Genomic DNA, 18,658 nt, shown 5'->3' on the forward strand with positions numbered 1-18,658 from the left:
ATTATGAAAAGAAAACTAGTATTGCCTTTTCTCTTATTGCTGTGGTGTACGGCGAGTAGCCACATCGGAAGTCCGGGTGTCATTTATGAAGGTCTTCTAGGCCCGTATCGCATCCTAGCCAATATTATCCCTGCGGAAGTCGTCCCCGGAATCGCGCGGGTGACGATCATCATTCCCGAAAATCCTGACAATATCATCCTCGAGGTGCGGCCTGTTTATTGGTCTGCAGGCCTGAAAGGAACTCCCAAAGCCGACCCCATGGTGGCAGTTCCTGGTGAACCTGGAAAGTATGAAGGCGAATTGTGGTTTATGAATTCGGGAACTTCGAGTGTGCAGGTGATAATGCAAGCCAATGGGGAAACTTTTGAAGCGATCGTTCCTGTCATGGCTTGGCCCACAGCCAAAAATTCCATGACCTCCGAGTTGGGCATTCCATTGGCAATTTTGGGGATATTTTTGGTCATCCTGATGGTGACCATCATCTCCTCAGCGATGAGTGACAGCATCAGGGAACCGGGAAAAGACAGGAATCCGGCTGTCGACAGAAGAAGAAAATATGGCATTGCCATCGGGTCAGTCATCATGCTCTTGGTCCTTTGGGGAGGAAAAACCTGGTGGGATTCCGAGTCAGAAAAATACAACGACTACCTTTTCAAACCCATCGAAGCCAATTCGCGGATTGAATCAGAATCTGGAGAAAATTACCTCCACTTAGCAATAGACACCGCTACCCTCAAGCAAGGTAAAACCTCACGAAAACTCAGTCTGATAGTTCCTGACCACGGCAAGTTGATGCATTTGTTTTTGATCAGAAAGGGTGATCTGGATGTGTTTGCACACCTGCACCCTGAGCGGTTGGACTCCCTGAACTTCAAGGTAAAATTGCCTTCCATCCCTGCCGGCGATTACCATGTGTATGCGGATATCACCCGGTTCACAGGTTTTTCTGAAACCATCATCTCGGATTTTACCATTCCTGAAAACTCCAATTTCCAGCTCATTTCCAATACAGATGTTATATTGGGACGGGACGATACCTATACCTTTTCCAATCCTGTTTCAGGTAAAAAGACCTCCTTGGATGGGGATATCATGATTTGCGGCAAACCCGGGATCAAAACCGATTTGCCGGGTGGATACTCGGCAGTTTGGGAAACTGATGGAGAAAATTTTGAAACCGGCACCCTCTACAACCTTGATTTTGCGCTTTTTGATCCGGAAGGAAATGCTGCCAAGCTTGAACCCTATCTCGGCATGATGGGCCATGCCGTGGTCCTGAAACACGATGGTTCTGTGTACATTCACCTCCACCCTACCGGCAATTATTCCATGGGTTCGCAACAGATGCTCCTCGAAAGATTTGAATCAGGCAAAATAGGCATGCAAAATTTGCCGACAGGGCTGAGCTTTCCAGACAGCATCGATGGTGTGATCAAAGTTTTGAACCAAATGCCAGAAAAGGAACGTGACAGTCTCCTGATGGGAAATATGGTTCACCTCGACCCAAGCGATCCCGAACATATAGAGCACAGCATGGTCAGCTTCCCCTATGCCTTTCCCCAACCCGGCAATTACAGGGTCTGGGTTCAGGTAAAAATCGATGGAAGGATTGTAAATGGGGCTTTTGATGTGGAAGTGGAGTAGAGGAGTGAGAAATTTAACGAGCTTGTTCACACCACCAAAACATGCCTGTCCTAATGAAATCATTGATTTTATAATTTTTAAAACATCATTTCAATAAAAAAACCGCCAAAAATCTTGGCGGTTTAACTAAAACTGATGAAATAAATTCCTTTCGGTGCCTATAATTAATCTTTAAATCCATAATATTCTGCCACTGCATTATAATCCTCGAGATCAATGTCAGGCAATTGTATTCTTCCATTTACAGTGGAATTGGCCACAATTTTAAATACACGGATGCTATTATATAATTCCCCGGGACCAGTAATCTTATTTATACCTAATGTAAATGGGCCTGTTACAGATATGAAGCTTCTATATTCAGATGCATTAGCTACACCCGGACCAGGAACCTGATAAGAAAACACTGTTGAAATCAAAAATGGCAACAGCAAAACTCGTTCTCGAACTTCTCCTGGCAAAAGTGGGATTGTGAGGCTCCTGTTTAAAACTGATCTAAAATCGACTTGATCATATATTAATAAGGTAACATTGCCGTTACCGGTTGGACCGGCAGGGCCGGCAGGGCCGGCAGGACCTGCGGGACCAACGGGACCATCAGTTCCAGCGGGACCGGCAGGGCCAACCGGGCCTGCAGGACCAGCGGTACCTGTAAGTCCAATCGGACCGGACGGTCCTGTTGCACCTTGCAACCCGGGTATCCCCTGAGGACCTTGGATACCTATTGGACCTTGAGGACCAATTGCCCCATCTTCACCCGGAATCCCTTGATCTCCCTGAAGCGAATCACATGATGCTGAAATGATAATCACACAGATTATCCAAAATAGCGACAATAATTTTTCTGAAATTAACTTTGGCTTTTTCATTTTTTTTAAAATTTAGTGGTTAATAAAATATTGGTCATTTAACCTAGTATTAAGTTAAGAAAAAAATTCTTTTTTTTAAGAATATTTTCTTTGAAAAAATTAAAATAAAAATATATTATATGGACCTGCTCGGATATACAAAACAAAATTTTAAAGTATGTGACTATAAATTGTCTGTGGATTGATTCAAAAGTTTAACGAGCTTGTTTACCCCATCAAAACCTGCTTGTCCCAAGCAAACTTTACCAATTTGCTTCCAAAAAAAATCAGGATAAATCCTACCAGGATATTGAGTTTGGACATCAGTTTTGGGGTGACAAAACCGGAAAGCTGCTTGGCGATAAATGCTTTGAGCAGATCGATGCAGAATACTGTCAGCAAGATCCCAATATAATACAGCCAAATATCCATCCTTTGGTACTCTTGCTTGAGGTTGACCAATCCCGCGATAGAGATCCAAAAAAGCATGACAAATGGGTTGACCCCGTTGATCCCAAATCCCTTCATAAACCCGGTTCTTTTTTTGGTTTTGGGTAAGGGTATACCTCCTGAGTTTGGCCTGTTTCTGTTTTTTTTGAGAATGGTAGAAATCCCAAATCCAATCAATACAATCCCACCAATGTACCCAAGGATAATCTCAAAATAAGGATTCTGGGCAAAAAGTGACACACTGAAATACGTGATCACGACATAGATCAAATCAGAAAGCAAAATCCCCAAGGCCAAGACCGCAGCATACCGAAAACCATGTTCAAGGCTGTTTTGGATCAAAGCAAAAAAAACCGGGCCGATCATCGCCGACAAGACAAGCCCCATACTGATGCCTTCCCAAAGCGCTTGGTTCATATTTTTACGCCATTTTCTTTGAGAAATTCAATCCATTGGGTTGCTTTTTCACCCTTCAAAACTCTTGGGAATTTATTCTGTCCTCCTTCTTTCCCTTTTGATCTGAGCCAATTGTAAAAAACGGAAGGCGATAGCACCGTCAGCTTCACCTCTTTCAAGGCATGCTTCCGCTCCACGACATAGTCGTCATTAAGCTGTTTCAATTTGTCATCAATCTCGCGGAGGAGAATGGCTTGGTCTACCTGATCATCGGACCCAATATACCAATGGTGCATAAAGAGCGAACCGTGAGGCAAGCCGAGAACGGTAAATTCCCTGATGTTGAGGTTCATTTCTTCAGAGACCAATTCCACGGCTTTGTTCATATTGTCCATTGAAAGATGCTCACCGCAAAGACTCAAAAAATGCTTGGTCCTGCCTGTAATATATATCTCACTTTCCTCCTTTGAGGCAAACCTGATGACATCACCTATCAAATACCGCCAAGCTCCAGCACAAGTACTGATGAGCAAAGCATAATCCACTTCCTCTTCTACTTCATCGATCTTAAGTGATTTGGCAGAAGGAAGGATTTCGCCCTCACTGTCGAAATTCTCTTCATTGAAAGGGATAAATTCATGAAAAATCCCATTGTTCAAAACCAAGCGCATAGACTTGCTTTCAGGAATTGCCTGAAATGCCAAAAATCCTTCTGAAGCTAGGTAGGTCTCCATGTAAATTAAAGGCTTGGCGAGAAGCCTTTCAAATCCATGTTTGTATGGCTCAAAGGAAACCCCTCCATGGACAAAGATTTGCAGGTTTGGCCACAGGTCATGGATTGTTTTGAGGTTATACCGCTCAATGATTTTTTCAAGCAAAATCTGAAGCCAAGCCGGAACACCCACTATGATGCCAATATCCCAATCGGCGGCTTTTTCAACAATCTGTTCCAGTTTATCTCCCCAGTTTTTGTTTTTGGAGATTTTCTTCCCTGGCTTATAGAACCTTTGAAACCAAATCGGTAATCTTCCAGTGGTGATACCGCTTAAGTCCCCCGAAAAATATGTCCCATTAAATTCCAGGTCCGTACTTCCTCCCAACATTAAGATCCCTTTGGTAAACAACTTATCCGGTAGGTCATATTTAGAAAGCGATAAAATCTGACGGACACCTGTCTTCCTAATGGCTTTTACCATATCCTTGGTAATGGGAATATACTTCGAGGCGGCACCGGAAGTCCCGGAAGTCAAGGCAAAATGTCGGATTGCTCCCGGCCAAGTGATGTCTTCTTCTCCACCTTTGAGCCGATACCACCATTCATTGTAGATCGTATTGTAATCGTAAATAGGGACTTGCTTGGAAAATGTGGTATAAAAATCATGTTCCCCTTTCTTGAATTCCCTTAAAATCAGGTCAAAATTATACTTTTCCGCAAATTCGGTATCCTTGGCTTTGATCAGCAACTTTTTGAGTTCTTCTTTTTGAAGGTCCAAGGGTGAGCTATACTCCTGAACCAAAGAATCCCTTAATCTGATACCTTTTTTTAGTAATGTACCCAATATCGCCATATCTTTGCTTGAGTTGATTTGGCCAAATTTACAGAATGAGTATCAAAGAAAACCTCCTATCATTAAAAAATACATTTGTCAATCCCCACTGTCTTTTGGTGGCAGTAAGTAAGACCCATTCGATTGATGCGATCAAGCAGGCTTATGACCTTGGGGTTCGTGATTTTGGGGAAAACAAAGTCCAAGAGGTAGAAGAAAAGCAAGCCCAACTACCAAAAGACATCAGGTGGCATTTCATCGGCCATCTGCAAACCAACAAAGTCAAATCCATCGCCCCGTTCATTTACCTGATCCATGGCGTGGATTCTCTGAAGCTCCTCACAGAGATCAACAAACAAGCTATTAAATGCGGGAAGGTAATCAATTGCCTTTTGCAGATTTACATTGCAAAAGAAGAAAGCAAATTTGGCCTTGACATAAATGAACTTGATGAACTGGTTCAGAGTGAAGCTATTAAATCTTTAACCAATGTTAAAATTGTGGGTTTGATGGGTATGGCCACTTTTACCGACAATGAGAATATGGTAAGGGAGGAATTCAAAAATTTGAAATCAATTTTCGAAAGATTAAAAACCAAAGAGCTTCCGGCAAACTTTGACCTGAAAGAAATCTCTATGGGAATGAGCGGGGATTATATCCTCGCGCAGGAAGAAGGGAGCACCATGATCCGGATCGGAACTGCCATTTTTGGCGAAAGAGAATACAAATAGGATATGAAAGTAAATTTTATTCAGATAGCTGCTATAGTTGGTGCCACCGCTGTTGGCGTTGGGGCATTTGGGGCACATGGTTTGGAGCCAATTTTGGAATCCAATGGAAGGTCGGACACCTTTGAAACGGCCGTTAAATACCATTTTTACCACGCTTTGGCAATATTGGCTGTAGCAATTTGGTATCGCATTCAGCCCGAAAGAAAAATATTGGTAAAATCAATGTGGTCCTTTCTTATCGGGATCTTAATTTTTTCCGGTTCCCTTTATGTCTTATCATTAACAGGAATTACTTGGCTTGGAGCCATTACGCCATTGGGTGGAGTTGCGTTTATTGTGGGTTGGTTGTTTTTGTTTTGGGCAGGAAAAAAACAAGGAACCTGATTTCAATGGACATTAAAAAAACCATCCTCCCCTTTCTCCTCACATTAATATTCTTCTCCCCTCTTTGGGCACAGGAAGCCGATTTTAGGGTGAAATATGCAGGCTTGGATAGTCTTCTCAATGAGAAATCGTTTTTTGGCAACCACCTCACAGGGTTCATTCTTTTTGAACCAGACAGCCAAAGAGTCATTTATGAAAAAAACAGCCACATCAATTTCCTCCCTGCTTCCACGACCAAGCTTTTGACTTTTTATGGGAGTATCATGATTTTGAAAGACAGCCTTCCGGCATTCAGATATCTGGAAATTGGAAAACAAATTACTATTTGGGGAACAGGATATCCAGGCTGGAAATATTCCAAACTGCCACAACAAGGTATTGATGAATTTCTAGGGAAATTTGACACCATTAATTTTTCGGACCAAAATTGGAAAGAAGAGTCCTTTGGATATGGCTGGCAGTGGGATGATTTTAATTATTCCTATTCGGCCGAAAAATCCCCTTTTCCGATCTTCGGCAACATCGTCACTTTCACCAATAATAAAAGAGTTCCCTTGTCCAATATCCCTTATTTTGGAAAAGTTGCAATCAACCTTGAAAAAACAAATAAAGGCGTCGAGAGAGACCGGTATGTAAATTCTTTTTATTTCAATCCCAACAATTACACAGAATCCAAATCAGAAATCCCTTTTATCACCTCCCCCGAACTGTTTAGGGTTCTTGTAAAGGAGACTTTGAAAAAAAACGTTAATACTGTAAAGCACCCTATCCCCTCATCTCACAAAGTTTTTTATGGTGGAAAAATTAGACCATTGTGGATTGAGATATTGCAGGAAAGCGACAATTTCATTGCAGAGCAATTGCTACTGATGATGTCCGACAAGCAATTTTTAGAATTGAATTCCGAAAGGGTAATTGAATATATTCAAAAGACTTATTTTAGGGACCTTCCTGACCAGCCAAAGTGGGTGGATGGATCAGGACTTTCCCGCCACAACCTGATTACCCCACGATCCATGATTTCCATTTTGGTCAAAATCGAAAAAGAGATACCCCGAAGTCAGGTCATGCAACTGCTTCCCCAGGGTGGTATCAGCGGGACACTTAAAAACAATTACAAAGCAAGAAGTCCTTATATTTTTGCAAAGTCAGGAACTGTGGCTAACAACCATTCTCTCGTAGGGTATATAAAAAGCGATACAGGAAAGATATATGCATTTGCCTTTATGAATAACAACTACCTCAACAAAGCCCCTGAGGTTAGAAGGGAGATGGAAAAGGTGATGCTGTATATCAAGGAGAGTTTTTGATTTCAGTGCAGCTGATGGTACTTCAGGATATAACTTCTCTTGGAAAAAAAGCCACTAATCCTTAGCTTAGAATAAAGAGATTTGGTCTTAAATGATTTCAAAATGAAAAAACAAGAATCCGGTAAGCTCAATTACTCCAATCCTGAGGACAAGGAAGCAAAAAGGATTGGCGAAATGAAATCACTAACCTATTTGGAAAGGCTGGAGCGTTTGATGGCAATTTTGGAGATTTCCTTCCTGATCAAAAGTGGGACAAAAATGAAAAACAATGATCAGTCAAATAGTTGATCAATGCACAAGTAAAATTAGCTGAAAACCAAAAAATTCAATTCAGATAAATGAACAAACGCCATTTTATAAAATCAGCCCTCCTGGGGGTCGGTACTTTACCTCTTGTTTCTTTCCTTCCCAAGGTTGAGGATCCCAAAAAAAGACTTTTTCCACAACCCTTTCAAGAGGGCGATATCGTAGGTTTGATCAGTCCCTCAGCGGCCACTTCAGAGCGCATCCAATTCGATTTTGCCAAAGAGTCTCTAGAGGCTTTGGGACTTCAGGTCAAGCTTGGCGACAATCTCAAAAACCGAAGAGGCCACCTTGCAGGCTCTGATCAGGAGCGGGCTGATGACCTTAATGGGATGTTTGCAGATCGGGAAGTCAAAGCGGTCATCTGTATCCGGGGAGGTTCGGGCGCCGCGAGGATTCTTGATTTGATTGATTATGACCTGATCAAAAAGAATCCAAAGCCAATATTGGGTTATTCGGATATCACAGCACTACATTGCGCTATTCACTCTCAGACAGGTCTGATTACTTTTCATGGTCCAAACGGGACAGGAAGCTGGAATAAATTCAATGTTACCCAATTCGAACAAATATTCTTTGAAAAATCATTAACTGTATTTCAAAACGAACAGGTCAAAGGCGATGATTTGATCGTGAAGCAAAACAGGATACAGACTTTGATTGGTGGGAAAGTGTCAGGAAAGATTATGGGAGGTAATCTAACTGTGCTGACTTCCTTGTCCGGCACGCCTTTTTATCCTGATTTCAAAAATGCGATCCTTTTTGTCGAAGACATCAGCGAAGATCCCTATAAGATTGACAGAATGTTCAGCACTTTGAAACTCAACGGAACCCTGTCCAAAATCAAAGGATTCATTTTTGGACAATGTACAGATTGCAATCCCGGCGGCGGATATGGTTCCTTGACCTTAGATGATATTTTGGATGATTACATTGTTCCATTGAAAATCCCTGCATATAAAGGCGCAATGATCGGACATGTCGCCAAGCAATTTATCGTCCCTTTTGGAGCTAATGTAGAAATGGATGCTGACGCAGGGACATTCACTTTGACAGAAAGTATTTTTAAATCTTAATACTCAAAACGTGAAATCAATTGCACTCATCATTTTGATCATTTCAAGCCTTTATTTGGGCTGTATAGAAAAAGAAAAAACAGCGAAAATGGAAGAAAAATCATACACCTATCTGGCATTGGGAGATTCCTACACTATCGGTGAAGGCGTGGAAGAATCAGGCAGATATCCCAATCAGGCTGTTGAAATATGGAAATCCAACAACCTCATTTTTAAAGATCCCACCATCATTGCCAAAACAGGTTGGACGACAGACGAGCTGGATAAAGGAATAAATGATACCGGAGTTGAAGGAAAAACCTATGATTTGGTGACGCTTTTGATTGGTGTCAATAATCAATACCGAGGAAGAACAGTATCCGATTATGAAGTGGAATTCAGAAAAATGTTAACGAAAGCAATCAAATTTGCCAAAGGAGATCCAAAACACGTTGTGGTAATTTCCATTCCTGATTGGGGAGTAACTCCCTTTGCCGCCAACCGTGGAACGGACAGTGAAAAGGTGGCCAAGGAAATTGATGCATATAATGCCGCCAAGAAAAGCATCTCAACCGAAATGGGAGTTCATTACATAGACATCACGGATGAATATCGAAAAATTGGCGCTCTGCCCGAAATGGTCGTCGAAGACAAACTCCATCCAAGTGCTTTGGTTTACAAATCTTGGGCAGAGAAATTGACGAAGATAGTTTCAGAGGAAATGGTATTCTAAACATCAGGAATTTTAGCATTTTTTAACTTATTCGCCCATAAAACCCTCAATCAAAAAGTTGAAAATGCCCGTCTTGGAACAGAACCAATCAAAATAAAGAACTATGAAAACTCTCCTGATCCTCTCTTTTGGGATTCTATTTATCTCTATGGTCTCCTGCAAATCCACCAAAATCGCCGACAACCGAAAAATGGAAGAAAAAATATTTTGGGTAAATAGCACCAAGTTTCCCTGTCAGGGAGTCGGACCGATGACATGTCTTCAGCTACAGGATGGAGAAGAAATCGAGGAGGGAAAATGGTTGAATTTTTTCAGCAATATCGAGGGATTTGACTACAAACCCGGAAACATTTACCGCATCAAAGTCAATGTAGAGCAACTCCCTCCCCCGATTCCTGCAGATGCTTCCAGCCTCAAATACAGTTTGGTTGAGGTGATTTCTCAAAAACCCGACTTGACCTTGCGGATAACGGATATTTGGAAGTTGGAAAGTATTGGTGAAATGAAAAATCCCACAGGAATGGACAAACCCTTAATTTTCGAATTCAATGCTGCAGAAAAAGGTATTTTTGGGTTTTCTGGATGTAATACGATAAGGGGACCCATTTCAAAACTCACAGAAACAGAAATCGAATTTGGAAATCTGATGAGTACGATGATGGCCTGCCCTCAAGCTGAAATGATTTTGGAAAGGGGAGTGACGCAGGGTTTGAGAGAAATCAAAAAATACAAGATTGAAAACAACAGGCTTTATTTGACTACAAGTGATGGTATTCCGTTGATGATATTGCTCAAGGTGGATTAAAAAAAAAATTGTAAAAAAAGCCGATAGAAAATAAATTCTATCGGCTTTTTATAAATTTTTCTTTTCGTTACTGCCCTTTTGGCAAAACATTAACTTTTAGCGCAACTTTTTCTATCGGTTCTGAAGCATTTGAATAAATCCTAATAATTGGGTTTTGGGTTCCCATTTTACCGGCAGAATTATACACCACTTTTAATTCTCCAGAGGCTCCAGGAGCAATTGCATCTTTCGGCCAATTTGGGGCAGTACATCCGCATGTTACCGCAACGTTCTGGATTTTTAGAGGGGCGTCTCCAGTGTTTTTGAATACAAAAACATGCTCTACTTTTTCACCTTGGCTGATGTCACCAAAATTCTTTTCTTTTTCTTGGAACTCGATTACAGCTCCTTTTTGATCTTGCGAGTAAACGGTAAAGGCCATCAAGACAGCTACCATGAATAAAAGGGTTTTTTTCATTTTTTTTGTATTTAGGTGTTAAACTTCTAAATCATTTACATTAAGGTAAAATTTCGGGTGAAAGTTCACCATAAATAACTCTTTCTTTGCTCGGGTCATTGCGGTGTAAAGCCAGCGGAGGTAATCTTGGTTGACCATCTCATCAGTCAGGTAACCCTGATCGACAAATACTGCATCCCATTGTCCACCTTGAGCTTTATGACACGTCAATGCATACGCAAACTTGACCTGCAAAGCCGAAAGATAAGGATCTTTTTTTATCATTTCCATTCTTTCACCCTTGTTTGCTACATCAGCATAATCCTCCGAAACTTCTCGATATAATTCCCTGTATTGTTCCGGACTCAAAGATGGAAATGGACTGTATAAGGTATCAAGGATCACTTTTGCCTCAAAGTACGGTTCGTCAGGATAATCAATAAGCCGCAATTCCAGTGTAGCAAATCTCAGTCCATACATTTCTTCGAAAGACCTGATCTTAATTACTTCAGCAAAATCGCCGTTTGCAAGAAAATTTACTCTCTCTGATTCGGCCATATAAACATAATTGTTTTTGACGATCATCAGCATGTCCCCCGCTGCTATTTCATCTTCAAAAAAATGGATTGTTCTTCTTATATATTGATTGTATTGTACAGCGGACTTATTTGATCGTGTGATGATGATAGTATTCTCAATCCCATATTTTTCATAAGCATACCGCAGCCCGTCTTCGAGCCTTTCTCCGGTCATTTTGAAAAAATCCTTAAATCCTCCAGTTACCATACCAATCACGGGCACTTCCTTACTGAGAATTTGCCTTAACTGGGTGGCATTGTAAAGAATGCCGGAAGCCAGCTGCTGCCGCATGACCTCTGTAAGTTCAACACCATCCACCTCCAACCTGAAATTCCGAATCAAGTAATCCTTGTCTAATCCCGGACTCAAAGAACTGCCGACAGGGGGCAATTGTGCCACATCACCTACAAGCACCAGCCTATTTGTAGATTCCTGAAAAACAAAATTGATTAAATCCTTTAACAAACTACTTCCTGATAATCCATCATCAGATAGCATGGAAGCCTCGTCTATTATAAAAACCGTCTCTTTGAAATAATTCTTCTGAAGTGTAAAACCCTGTCCCAGATCTCCGGCTTCTCCCTTTGGTTTGTAAATGATTTTATGAATAGTAAATGCCGCCTTATTGCTGTAATTACCCATTACCTTGGCCGCGCGTCCAGTTGGTGCCAACAATAATGACTTGAGTCTGACCATGGGAAGGGTTTTGACTAAGGCAGAGATAAGGGAGGTCTTTCCGGTACCGGCATACCCCCTCAGCAAAAAAGCTTTGCTTCCCGAGGATTTTAAGGTCATAAAACCATCCATATGCCTGAAAAAATCCATTTGCCCCTTAGTTGGCTCAAAAGGAAAATTTCTTCTCAATAAGGCAGAAGGCTTTACACTGTCTTGACTATCTTTACCAATCATTAGTGACGAAGCTAAGGCTAATATGACAATTTCGGAAAAGGAACTTCATGAGAAGTTCGGTGGAAGGTTAAGAACGAGAGTTAACGGGGTTTTGATCCAAAATGAAAAAATCCTAATGATCAAACATAACATGGGAAACGGCAAATTCTTTTGGAATGTGCCGGGAGGAGGAATGAAATATGGAAGCTCAAGCGCTGAAAACCTAAAACGAGAGTTTCTTGAAGAAACAGGAATTGAAATTGCTGTAGAAAGTTTTCTTTGCAACTATGAATACTTAAACCCTCCCCTTCATGCTGTAGAACTCTATTTTGAAGTTAAGCAAACTGGTGGTACTTTGGGCCTAGGACAGGATCCCGAATTGCCAAATGACAAACAGTTGATCACTGAAATACAGTTTCTCGACATCGATATATTGTCATCCATCAAAAATGAGGAGAAACACCGCCTTTTTTGGGGAATAAAATCAGTGAATGATGCGAGATTATGGAAAGGTTATTTTAATTTTGAAAATAATTCTATAAAATAGCATCTTGATTGTACACCATCAACCTTATTAAAAGTTCTAATCAATCCAAAAAATGACACTATCCAGAATTTTATCGATTGTCTTCTTAATTTCCGCACTTGCCCTTGGGTATTTCCTCTACAAAAGTGTGGATGATGTAATGCAGCAAGAAAAACTGATCATAGCTACCGAAGCTAGGATTATCGAAAAACTTCAAATGCTAAGAGATGCCGAAACTGCATACCTAGCTACAAACGGTGTATATGCCGGCAATTGGAATGATCTAAAGAAATTTATTGAAGAAGGAAAAATTTGGCTCGTTCAAAGAACAGAATCCACCAAACTTTTGGAATATGGAAAAGAAGAAATCACTGTTCAATATGATACCCTTGGATCAGTGAATGTGATTGATTCTTTGTTCAATGAAAGAAAATATCCAAATTTCAACATTGACAACATGCATGTTGTACCGGGTTCAGGGGGAAAGCAGTTTGAGTTTTTTGCTGATAAAGTAGAAAGAACCCAGAGACAGATTCCGGTTTTTGAAATCAGAGATCCTGATCCGATCAATCCAAAAAGAAGACTGAATAACAAAGAGAAAGCACTTAGAGTAGGATCTCGAACCGATTCATCTACTTCAGGTAACTGGGAGTAATTTTGGCCATCCAGACACAAAATAATATCCAAGAAAAAATTCAATGCGATAAATTTGACCCTCAATCGGTGTCAAGTTTATCGCTTTTCTTATTTGATGGATTTTATTTTTATTATGCCAAAGATCAAAACGGTAAAATTCTAGCCATTCATAGACAATACTATGAAAGCCCACGTCTGTTGGCTTTCAAGCTTAAAGAGGAAAAACTTCTGAAACTTGATATTCCTATTAGGGTTTTTAACCATGTTTCACCATTTTCATTGATCCCGGGAATGTTATTTGAAAGTTCCCTTTCTTCAATATTTTTGTTTTTTGCAGAAAAGCCGAAAGAAAACATGTTAGTCTTTGAAACCACCTTATCAAGCAACAACCTTCACCTCGTCGGCAGCATACGTACTGAATTGTCTGATTTATTGGCTGAAGAAAAATCTGAGATCACATTCCACCATGGTGCTTCGTCATTTCTTTCTTTTGCACTAAAAGAAAAATTCAATCTGTTAAACCAGGAAATCCTAATCTTGATTCAAAAAGGTTTTTTTTATCTGATTGCATTTTCCAATCAAGAATTGACTTTGTTTAACAGATTTGAAATTGAAAATAAAGAAGATTTTTTGAAATATACCCTAGGAGTAGTCCACCAACTCAATTTCAATCGGTCATTTTGCCGAGTTTCGGTTTATGGTGATTCCTTTTCATATGGCATAGTTGAAGATTGGGGAAATTTATACTTCAAAAATTTTAAGATCTCCACTCCGTTTTCAAACATACAATACCAAGAAGGTACCGAGAAATTTCAAAATCCTGAGGTATTTGAATCCTATTGGGTACTGCCCTAAAATTAACCTTTAATGAAAAAAACCGCTCTTTTTCCCGGCTCTTTTGACCCGTATACCAAAGGCCATCATGACATCGTGCTTCGTAGTCTCAATCTTTTTGATGAAGTTATCATTGCAATAGGGTATAATTCAGCGAAAAAGAACCGGTATTTTGAAATTGAGATGATGGTCGAAAAAATCAGCAGTCTTTATGCCGGAAATGAAAGAGTCAAAGTTTTGGTATACAATGAACTGACCACCTCTTTTGCAAAAAAACAAGGTGCCCAATTCCTAATAAGAGGCTTGAGAAATACCATCGATTTTGAATATGAAAACACCATCAGTCAAATGAACAGGAATCTCAATCCTGAATTGGAAACTGTGTTTTTGATTACATCTCCACAGTATGCGAATGTGAGTTCGACGATCATCCGGGAAGTACATCGATATCAGGGTGATGTATCAAATTATCTACCCTATCGATTGTGAATTTTAGGTATTATTTTTAAAAATTGTTTATATAAATACCGCATTGAAGGGTAAGAATTTACTAACGCTGTCTTCGCTTCCTGATGACCCATCCATCGGATATCCACGATGCCTTCTTCCTTTTGGGGCTTCATTCCCGTATCATTGACACTTTCCATGAGGTACCAATACGTTTTTTTCAAAATACTTTTCCTGTCTTGGGTGTAGGTATGCCAAGTGTTGGTAATTTTTGGGCCTAGTTTGACCTTAATCCCACATTCTTCCTCCACTTCCCTGAGTGCACACTGTGCAGGTGTTTCTCCTTTGTCAAATTTACCTTTTGGCAAATCCCACTTTCCAAGCCTGTATATAAAAAGAGCTTTATCGTCCTTCACCACAATACCACCGGCTGCTTTGATGACGGTGAACCTACTTTTTATAAATGTTTTCAAAGCTGGTTTATCAATACAAACCACGCTGACTGAATCTAGATTTTTAAGCTTACGGGATCTGAGAAGGTAAAGCAATTTGATGATGACATCCTTGGTAGGTTCAATTATCAGCACGTCATCATGGAAATCTCCTGTGGCAGGAATATCCTTAGGATGGTCGTAAACCACTTCAAAAGTTCTGTCTTTGGGCAGATCCTTTGGTGTAAACAACTCTAGCGGTTTGTCGTTGATGAAAATCTTCATTTTATGAAAATCGTGTTCCGTGGTTTGATAAGGAAGTTGGTCAAAAATGCATAAAATTTTTAAGCCTGCACAATCCCCGCTTGGATTTTATAGCTTAATTTTAGACCATGGAAATATTCGACAAAAAAACTGCTTCAGAAGTAGCTGCAAAGCTTTTAGAAATCGAAGCGATAAGGCTTCAGCCCTCTAATCCCTTTACCTGGGCATCAGGCTGGAAATCCCCAATCTATTGTGACAATAGGCTTTCACTATCTTATCCTGAGATTAGAAAATTCATCAAAAGTAAATTAATTGAAGCAGTAATAAAATTTTTCCCTGGCGTAGAAGCCATAGCTGGAGTTGCCACTGCCGGTATTCCACAAGGTGCGTTGATATCGGATACAATGGATCTTCCATTTTTGTATGTAAGGTCCAAACCAAAGGGTCATGGTATGGAAAATATGATTGAAGGGAAAGTTACCCCCGGTCAAAAAGTAGTGGTTGTCGAAGATTTGGTTTCCACCGGCGGAAGTTCCTTAAAAGCAGTAGCTGATTTAAAAGCCTCGGGATTTGAAGTTTTGGGAATGGTCGCCATTTTCACTTATGGCTTTGAAATAGCCGATCAGAATTTTGATGAAGCGGGTGTGAAATTGGTCTGTCTAAGTGATTATTCTTCGATGCTTCCACAAGCATTAGCCGATGGTCATATTGATGATCATACTTTGACGTCCCTAGTAGAGTGGAGAAAAAATCCAGGGGCGTGGATGAAATAAGGGAAATCAGGAGATAAGTCTTATCAAAACTTCTCCTCCACTCCTAGCCCAAATAAAGCAAAATCGTATTTCACAGGGTCGATGGGATCAAATTCTCTTAATCTCTGAGTCAGCTCCATTGCAGTTTGCCAATCGGTTTGCTTTCGGGATATTAAGCCGAGCTTCCTGCCGACTCTATCCACATGCAGGTCACAGGGACAAATCAGTTGATAGGGCTTAATGATGTCCCATATACCGAAATCAACACCCTGCTCATCTTTCCTTACCATCCACCTCAAAAACATATTCAATCGCTTACAAGCCGACTTTCGGTCGGGAGTGGCAACATGTTTTTTGGTTCTATTGGGAGCAAATGAATGTTGGAAAAAATATTGGTGGAAATTTTTCAAAAGAACTGACATGATATCAGCTTTTCCTTGCCATCCAACCACAAAAGCACTTTCAAGCGAGATATTTTCTTTGTAGAAGGTGGAAAAGAAATGAATAAAATAAAGTGTGTCTAGGTCATTAAATGTCCTGTGCTTAAAATTTAAAAAGGGCTTTAAATCCGACTCAGAATGATGAAGCATAAATTGGTGGGGGGCATTATCCATCATTTCCAATAATTGCAGGCATTTGTTGATGATGGTTTTTCGTTGCCCCCAAGCTAAGGTAGCAGCAAAAAACCCTGCAATTTCAATGTCTTGCTTAATGGTAAATCGATGGGGAATGGAGATAGGGTCCAGCTCTATGAATCCAGCCTGGTTGTACTGCGATACTTTTTGATCTAAAAATTCCTTTAAATCCATCTTAAAGTGCTACTTTGACCTCCCCACCCTGAATACCATCAAACCATTTGAAGGAAAGGTTTTTATTTTCTTTCTCAGAAAGATGCCAGTCGAAACATTTGATAGTGGTCAATGAAGTAAGTCTGTCTTCATCGGGATCATAAAGGCAAATATCAAAGTCAGGCAGTTCCTTGGAATCTGTACTGTTCCATTTTTCGAGCAAAATTCCTTCTTCAATAAACCTGACCTTGTTTCCAAAATAATGATCTTGGATGACAGAAGGAACACCATCAATTCGTCTTAATTGGAAACATGATGGGCCAAACATGATTTGCTTGTACATTTTGGCTTCCAACAATCCATTGGTCTGAGGTAATGGAAGCCAATCTGATTCCACTTCAATTTCGGTAAGATTCCCTTTTCTAAATCCTGCCAATAACTTAGACAACAATGAAAATAGATATGTAATCCCTATAAAGAACAATCCAAAAGTGGCCAAAATCGGGTAAGTCAACACGAAGATGGTATTCCATATAAATCTAAAAAAATGGTGAAATATCAGTTGCCCTTTATTCATCAGGTAATCAATAAGAAATCTCTACAGGAAACCGTGCATTTACAGCCCTCAGTTGGTCATAAGCAGCTTTGGATAGCTTCACAACAAGTTTACTATTGTCTCCTGTTTCCGGAAGCTTGCCTACTACCCTCGCAAAAATAGTAATGTCATTTTCTTCATTTCTAACTCTCATGATCGTTCCGACTGGAGCTTCTTTGTGCAGAACAAGGTATTTTTTATGGTTGCCCGTTCCTTCTATTACTTCCGCCAAACCCGTCTCTTTGATGTTTTTGTAAGCTGTACTTGCATCCGCATCACCTGATTCGGTTTTAGCTTTACTTAAAGTCGCATTGGTTTTTTCGTTGTTGATGATTACAGGTACAGATGAAGTGACCACAGGAACATTTGAATTGGCCTCTCTCCCAACTTTGAGCTTTTGCCCAACAGATATATTATTCGACCCCAAGCCGTTCCAAGATTGGATATCTTTTACGTTAGCGTTGTATTTTTGGGATATTGAAAACAATGTTTCACCCTGCGCAACTGTATGTGAAATCCAATCACCGGGTAAGTTGGAAGGGGTGGATGTCTTGGCCGGCGCAGGCTCAGCCACCGGAACAGAGGTTTTTGGAGTATTGGCTTTAGGCTCTGCCACTGATTTCATCTCAGCTGGTGGAGTTACAGTGGTTGCTGCTTTTGCTTCTTTAGGTTGGGTGACCGGAGTGGCTACAGGCTGAACAGGACTTGGTTTTGGTTCTACACCTTGGATGACAAGTGATTGGCCAACACTGATATCTGCTCCTTGGAGATTGTTCCAGCTTAGGATATCCGATACAGAAACCCCATATTTTTTGGAAATCGAAAACATGGTTTCACCGGGAATTACCTTGTGAAGGGTGGAACCAGATGGCACGGCTGATTTGGCTATAAATGGTATTCTGATTCTTTGCCCTATTTTAATACCTTCTGAAAGCTGGGGATTGGTAAGCATGATGTCATTGACAGCAACCTGATATCTCCTCGATAGTCCAAAAAGCGTCTCCTTTTCATCAACTTGGTGGATTATAAAGGTCTTATCCCCAACTTTTTCTATCCCAACCGAGTCCCTGGATACTAATTCTTTTGCATTAACCTGAAACCCAAAAGCCAGACAAAATCCTAAAATTGCAATCTTTTTCATGTAAGTGTAACCAACGTATTTGTGTACAAAGTTCAGATTAATTTTTTCATATGCAAGGAAACTTATGCCCTCTCCAGACATTCTTTTACCAATATTATCAACGGAAATAATGCTGATTATTTTAATTATAAGGAA

22 protein-coding genes are annotated in these 18,658 nt (G+C 40.4%); 13 read left to right on the forward strand and 9 right to left on the reverse strand.

The window, feature by feature from the left end; translation table 11 throughout:
• Positions 1–3 precede the first annotated feature (3 nt).
• The gene (locus tag M3O96_RS12610; RefSeq protein WP_249720953.1) at positions 4–1,644 is read left to right on the forward strand and encodes a DUF8832 domain-containing protein; all 1,641 of its coding nucleotides are present in this window, start codon (positions 4–6) and stop codon (positions 1,642–1,644) included.
• 164 nt (positions 1,645–1,808) lie between these two features.
• On the opposite strand, the gene M3O96_RS22035 is transcribed toward M3O96_RS12610, so the two are convergent.
• The 3 genes from M3O96_RS22035 to M3O96_RS12625 form a co-directional block, all read right to left on the reverse strand.
• Entirely contained in the window at positions 1,809–2,513 is a 705-nt protein-coding gene (locus M3O96_RS22035) for a hypothetical protein (protein WP_283773990.1), read from the reverse strand.
• A 207-nt stretch (positions 2,514–2,720) separates the two neighbouring features.
• Positions 2,721–3,359 carry a LysE family translocator gene (locus M3O96_RS12620; RefSeq protein ID WP_249720954.1) on the reverse strand — a complete coding sequence of 213 codons (639 nt, stop codon included), beginning with the start codon at positions 3,357–3,359 and terminating at the stop codon, positions 2,721–2,723.
• Complete coding sequence (locus M3O96_RS12625; RefSeq protein ID WP_249720955.1) at positions 3,356–4,906, reverse strand: GH3 family acyl-acid amido synthetase; 1,551 nt, start codon at positions 4,904–4,906, stop codon at positions 3,356–3,358. Before M3O96_RS12625 ends, M3O96_RS12620 begins: the two co-directional genes overlap by 4 nt.
• A gap of 35 nt (positions 4,907–4,941) precedes the next feature.
• Here M3O96_RS12625 and M3O96_RS12630 point away from each other — a divergent pair, with 35 nt between their 5' ends.
• From M3O96_RS12630 to M3O96_RS12660, 7 genes are all read left to right on the forward strand, one after another.
• Complete coding sequence (locus tag M3O96_RS12630) at positions 4,942–5,616, forward strand: YggS family pyridoxal phosphate-dependent enzyme (RefSeq protein ID WP_249720956.1); 675 nt, start codon at positions 4,942–4,944, stop codon at positions 5,614–5,616.
• Between the two features lie 3 nt (positions 5,617–5,619).
• Positions 5,620–6,000 carry a DUF423 domain-containing protein gene (locus M3O96_RS12635; RefSeq protein WP_249720957.1) on the forward strand — a complete coding sequence of 127 codons (381 nt, stop codon included), beginning with the start codon at positions 5,620–5,622 and terminating at the stop codon, positions 5,998–6,000.
• Between the two features lie 5 nt (positions 6,001–6,005).
• Positions 6,006–7,310 carry a D-alanyl-D-alanine carboxypeptidase gene (locus M3O96_RS12640; RefSeq protein ID WP_249720958.1) on the forward strand — a complete coding sequence of 435 codons (1,305 nt, stop codon included), beginning with the start codon at positions 6,006–6,008 and terminating at the stop codon, positions 7,308–7,310.
• Positions 7,311–7,412: 102 nt separating this feature from the next.
• Positions 7,413–7,598, forward strand: coding sequence for a hypothetical protein (locus M3O96_RS12645; RefSeq protein ID WP_249720959.1), 186 nt, complete (start codon positions 7,413–7,415; stop codon positions 7,596–7,598).
• A 50-nt stretch (positions 7,599–7,648) separates the two neighbouring features.
• A complete protein-coding gene (locus tag M3O96_RS12650) occupies positions 7,649–8,689 on the forward strand; it encodes a S66 peptidase family protein (protein ID WP_249720960.1) in 1,041 nt (346 codons plus the stop codon).
• Between the two features lie 10 nt (positions 8,690–8,699).
• The gene (locus M3O96_RS12655) at positions 8,700–9,401 is read left to right on the forward strand and encodes an SGNH/GDSL hydrolase family protein (RefSeq protein ID WP_249720961.1); all 702 of its coding nucleotides are present in this window, start codon (positions 8,700–8,702) and stop codon (positions 9,399–9,401) included.
• Positions 9,402–9,504: 103 nt separating this feature from the next.
• Entirely contained in the window at positions 9,505–10,206 is a 702-nt protein-coding gene (locus tag M3O96_RS12660) for a DUF4377 domain-containing protein (protein WP_249720962.1), read from the forward strand.
• 67 nt (positions 10,207–10,273) lie between these two features.
• Here the strand turns inward: M3O96_RS12660 and M3O96_RS12665 are convergent, their stop codons facing one another.
• Positions 10,274–10,663 (reverse strand): DUF1573 domain-containing protein, encoded by a 390-nt coding sequence (locus M3O96_RS12665; protein ID WP_249720963.1) that lies wholly within the window; start codon positions 10,661–10,663, stop codon positions 10,274–10,276.
• An 18-nt stretch (positions 10,664–10,681) separates the two neighbouring features.
• Positions 10,682–12,130, reverse strand: coding sequence for an ATP-dependent DNA helicase (locus tag M3O96_RS12670; protein ID WP_249720964.1), 1,449 nt, complete (start codon positions 12,128–12,130; stop codon positions 10,682–10,684).
• Between the two features lie 22 nt (positions 12,131–12,152).
• On the opposite strand from M3O96_RS12670, the gene M3O96_RS12675 reads away from it, so the two are divergent.
• The 4 genes from M3O96_RS12675 (at position 12,153) to coaD (ending at position 14,594) form a co-directional block, all read left to right on the forward strand.
• A complete protein-coding gene (locus M3O96_RS12675; RefSeq protein ID WP_249720965.1) occupies positions 12,153–12,656 on the forward strand; it encodes an NUDIX domain-containing protein in 504 nt (167 codons plus the stop codon).
• Positions 12,657–12,708: 52 nt separating this feature from the next.
• On the forward strand, positions 12,709–13,290 hold the full coding sequence (locus M3O96_RS12680; RefSeq protein WP_249720966.1) for a hypothetical protein: 582 nt from the start codon (positions 12,709–12,711) through the stop codon (positions 13,288–13,290).
• A 68-nt stretch (positions 13,291–13,358) separates the two neighbouring features.
• On the forward strand, positions 13,359–14,126 hold the full coding sequence (locus M3O96_RS12685; RefSeq protein ID WP_249720967.1) for a DUF3822 family protein: 768 nt from the start codon (positions 13,359–13,361) through the stop codon (positions 14,124–14,126).
• Positions 14,127–14,138: 12 nt separating this feature from the next.
• Positions 14,139–14,594, forward strand: a complete 456-nt coding sequence (gene coaD / locus M3O96_RS12690; protein ID WP_249720968.1) for a pantetheine-phosphate adenylyltransferase — start codon at positions 14,139–14,141, stop codon at positions 14,592–14,594.
• Here the strand turns inward: coaD and M3O96_RS12695 are convergent.
• Positions 14,582–15,268, reverse strand: a complete 687-nt coding sequence (locus M3O96_RS12695; RefSeq protein ID WP_249720969.1) for an NUDIX hydrolase — start codon at positions 15,266–15,268, stop codon at positions 14,582–14,584. The two genes, coaD and M3O96_RS12695, sit on opposite strands and share 13 nt — an antisense overlap.
• A 107-nt stretch (positions 15,269–15,375) precedes the next feature.
• Here M3O96_RS12695 and pyrE point away from each other — a divergent pair, with 107 nt between their 5' ends.
• On the forward strand, positions 15,376–16,020 hold the full coding sequence (pyrE, locus tag M3O96_RS12700) for an orotate phosphoribosyltransferase (RefSeq protein WP_249720970.1): 645 nt from the start codon (positions 15,376–15,378) through the stop codon (positions 16,018–16,020).
• Positions 16,021–16,043: 23 nt separating this feature from the next.
• Here the strand turns inward: pyrE and M3O96_RS12705 are convergent, their stop codons facing one another.
• From M3O96_RS12705 to M3O96_RS12715, 3 genes are read right to left on the reverse strand one after another with little or no spacing between them, the layout of a single operon-like run.
• Complete coding sequence (locus tag M3O96_RS12705; RefSeq protein WP_249720971.1) at positions 16,044–16,808, reverse strand: TIGR02757 family protein; 765 nt, start codon at positions 16,806–16,808, stop codon at positions 16,044–16,046.
• A 1-nt stretch (position 16,809) separates the two neighbouring features.
• The gene (locus tag M3O96_RS12710) at positions 16,810–17,364 is read right to left on the reverse strand and encodes a hypothetical protein (RefSeq protein ID WP_249720972.1); all 555 of its coding nucleotides are present in this window, start codon (positions 17,362–17,364) and stop codon (positions 16,810–16,812) included.
• A 7-nt stretch (positions 17,365–17,371) separates the two neighbouring features.
• The gene (locus M3O96_RS12715) at positions 17,372–18,523 is read right to left on the reverse strand and encodes a LysM peptidoglycan-binding domain-containing protein (protein WP_249720973.1); all 1,152 of its coding nucleotides are present in this window, start codon (positions 18,521–18,523) and stop codon (positions 17,372–17,374) included.
• Between the last annotated feature and the right edge of the window lie 135 nt (positions 18,524–18,658).

Origin of the sequence: Aquiflexum sp. TKW24L, from assembly GCF_023502205.1 — a bacterium.
In the GTDB taxonomy this organism is placed as follows: domain Bacteria; phylum Bacteroidota; class Bacteroidia; order Cytophagales; family Cyclobacteriaceae; genus Cognataquiflexum.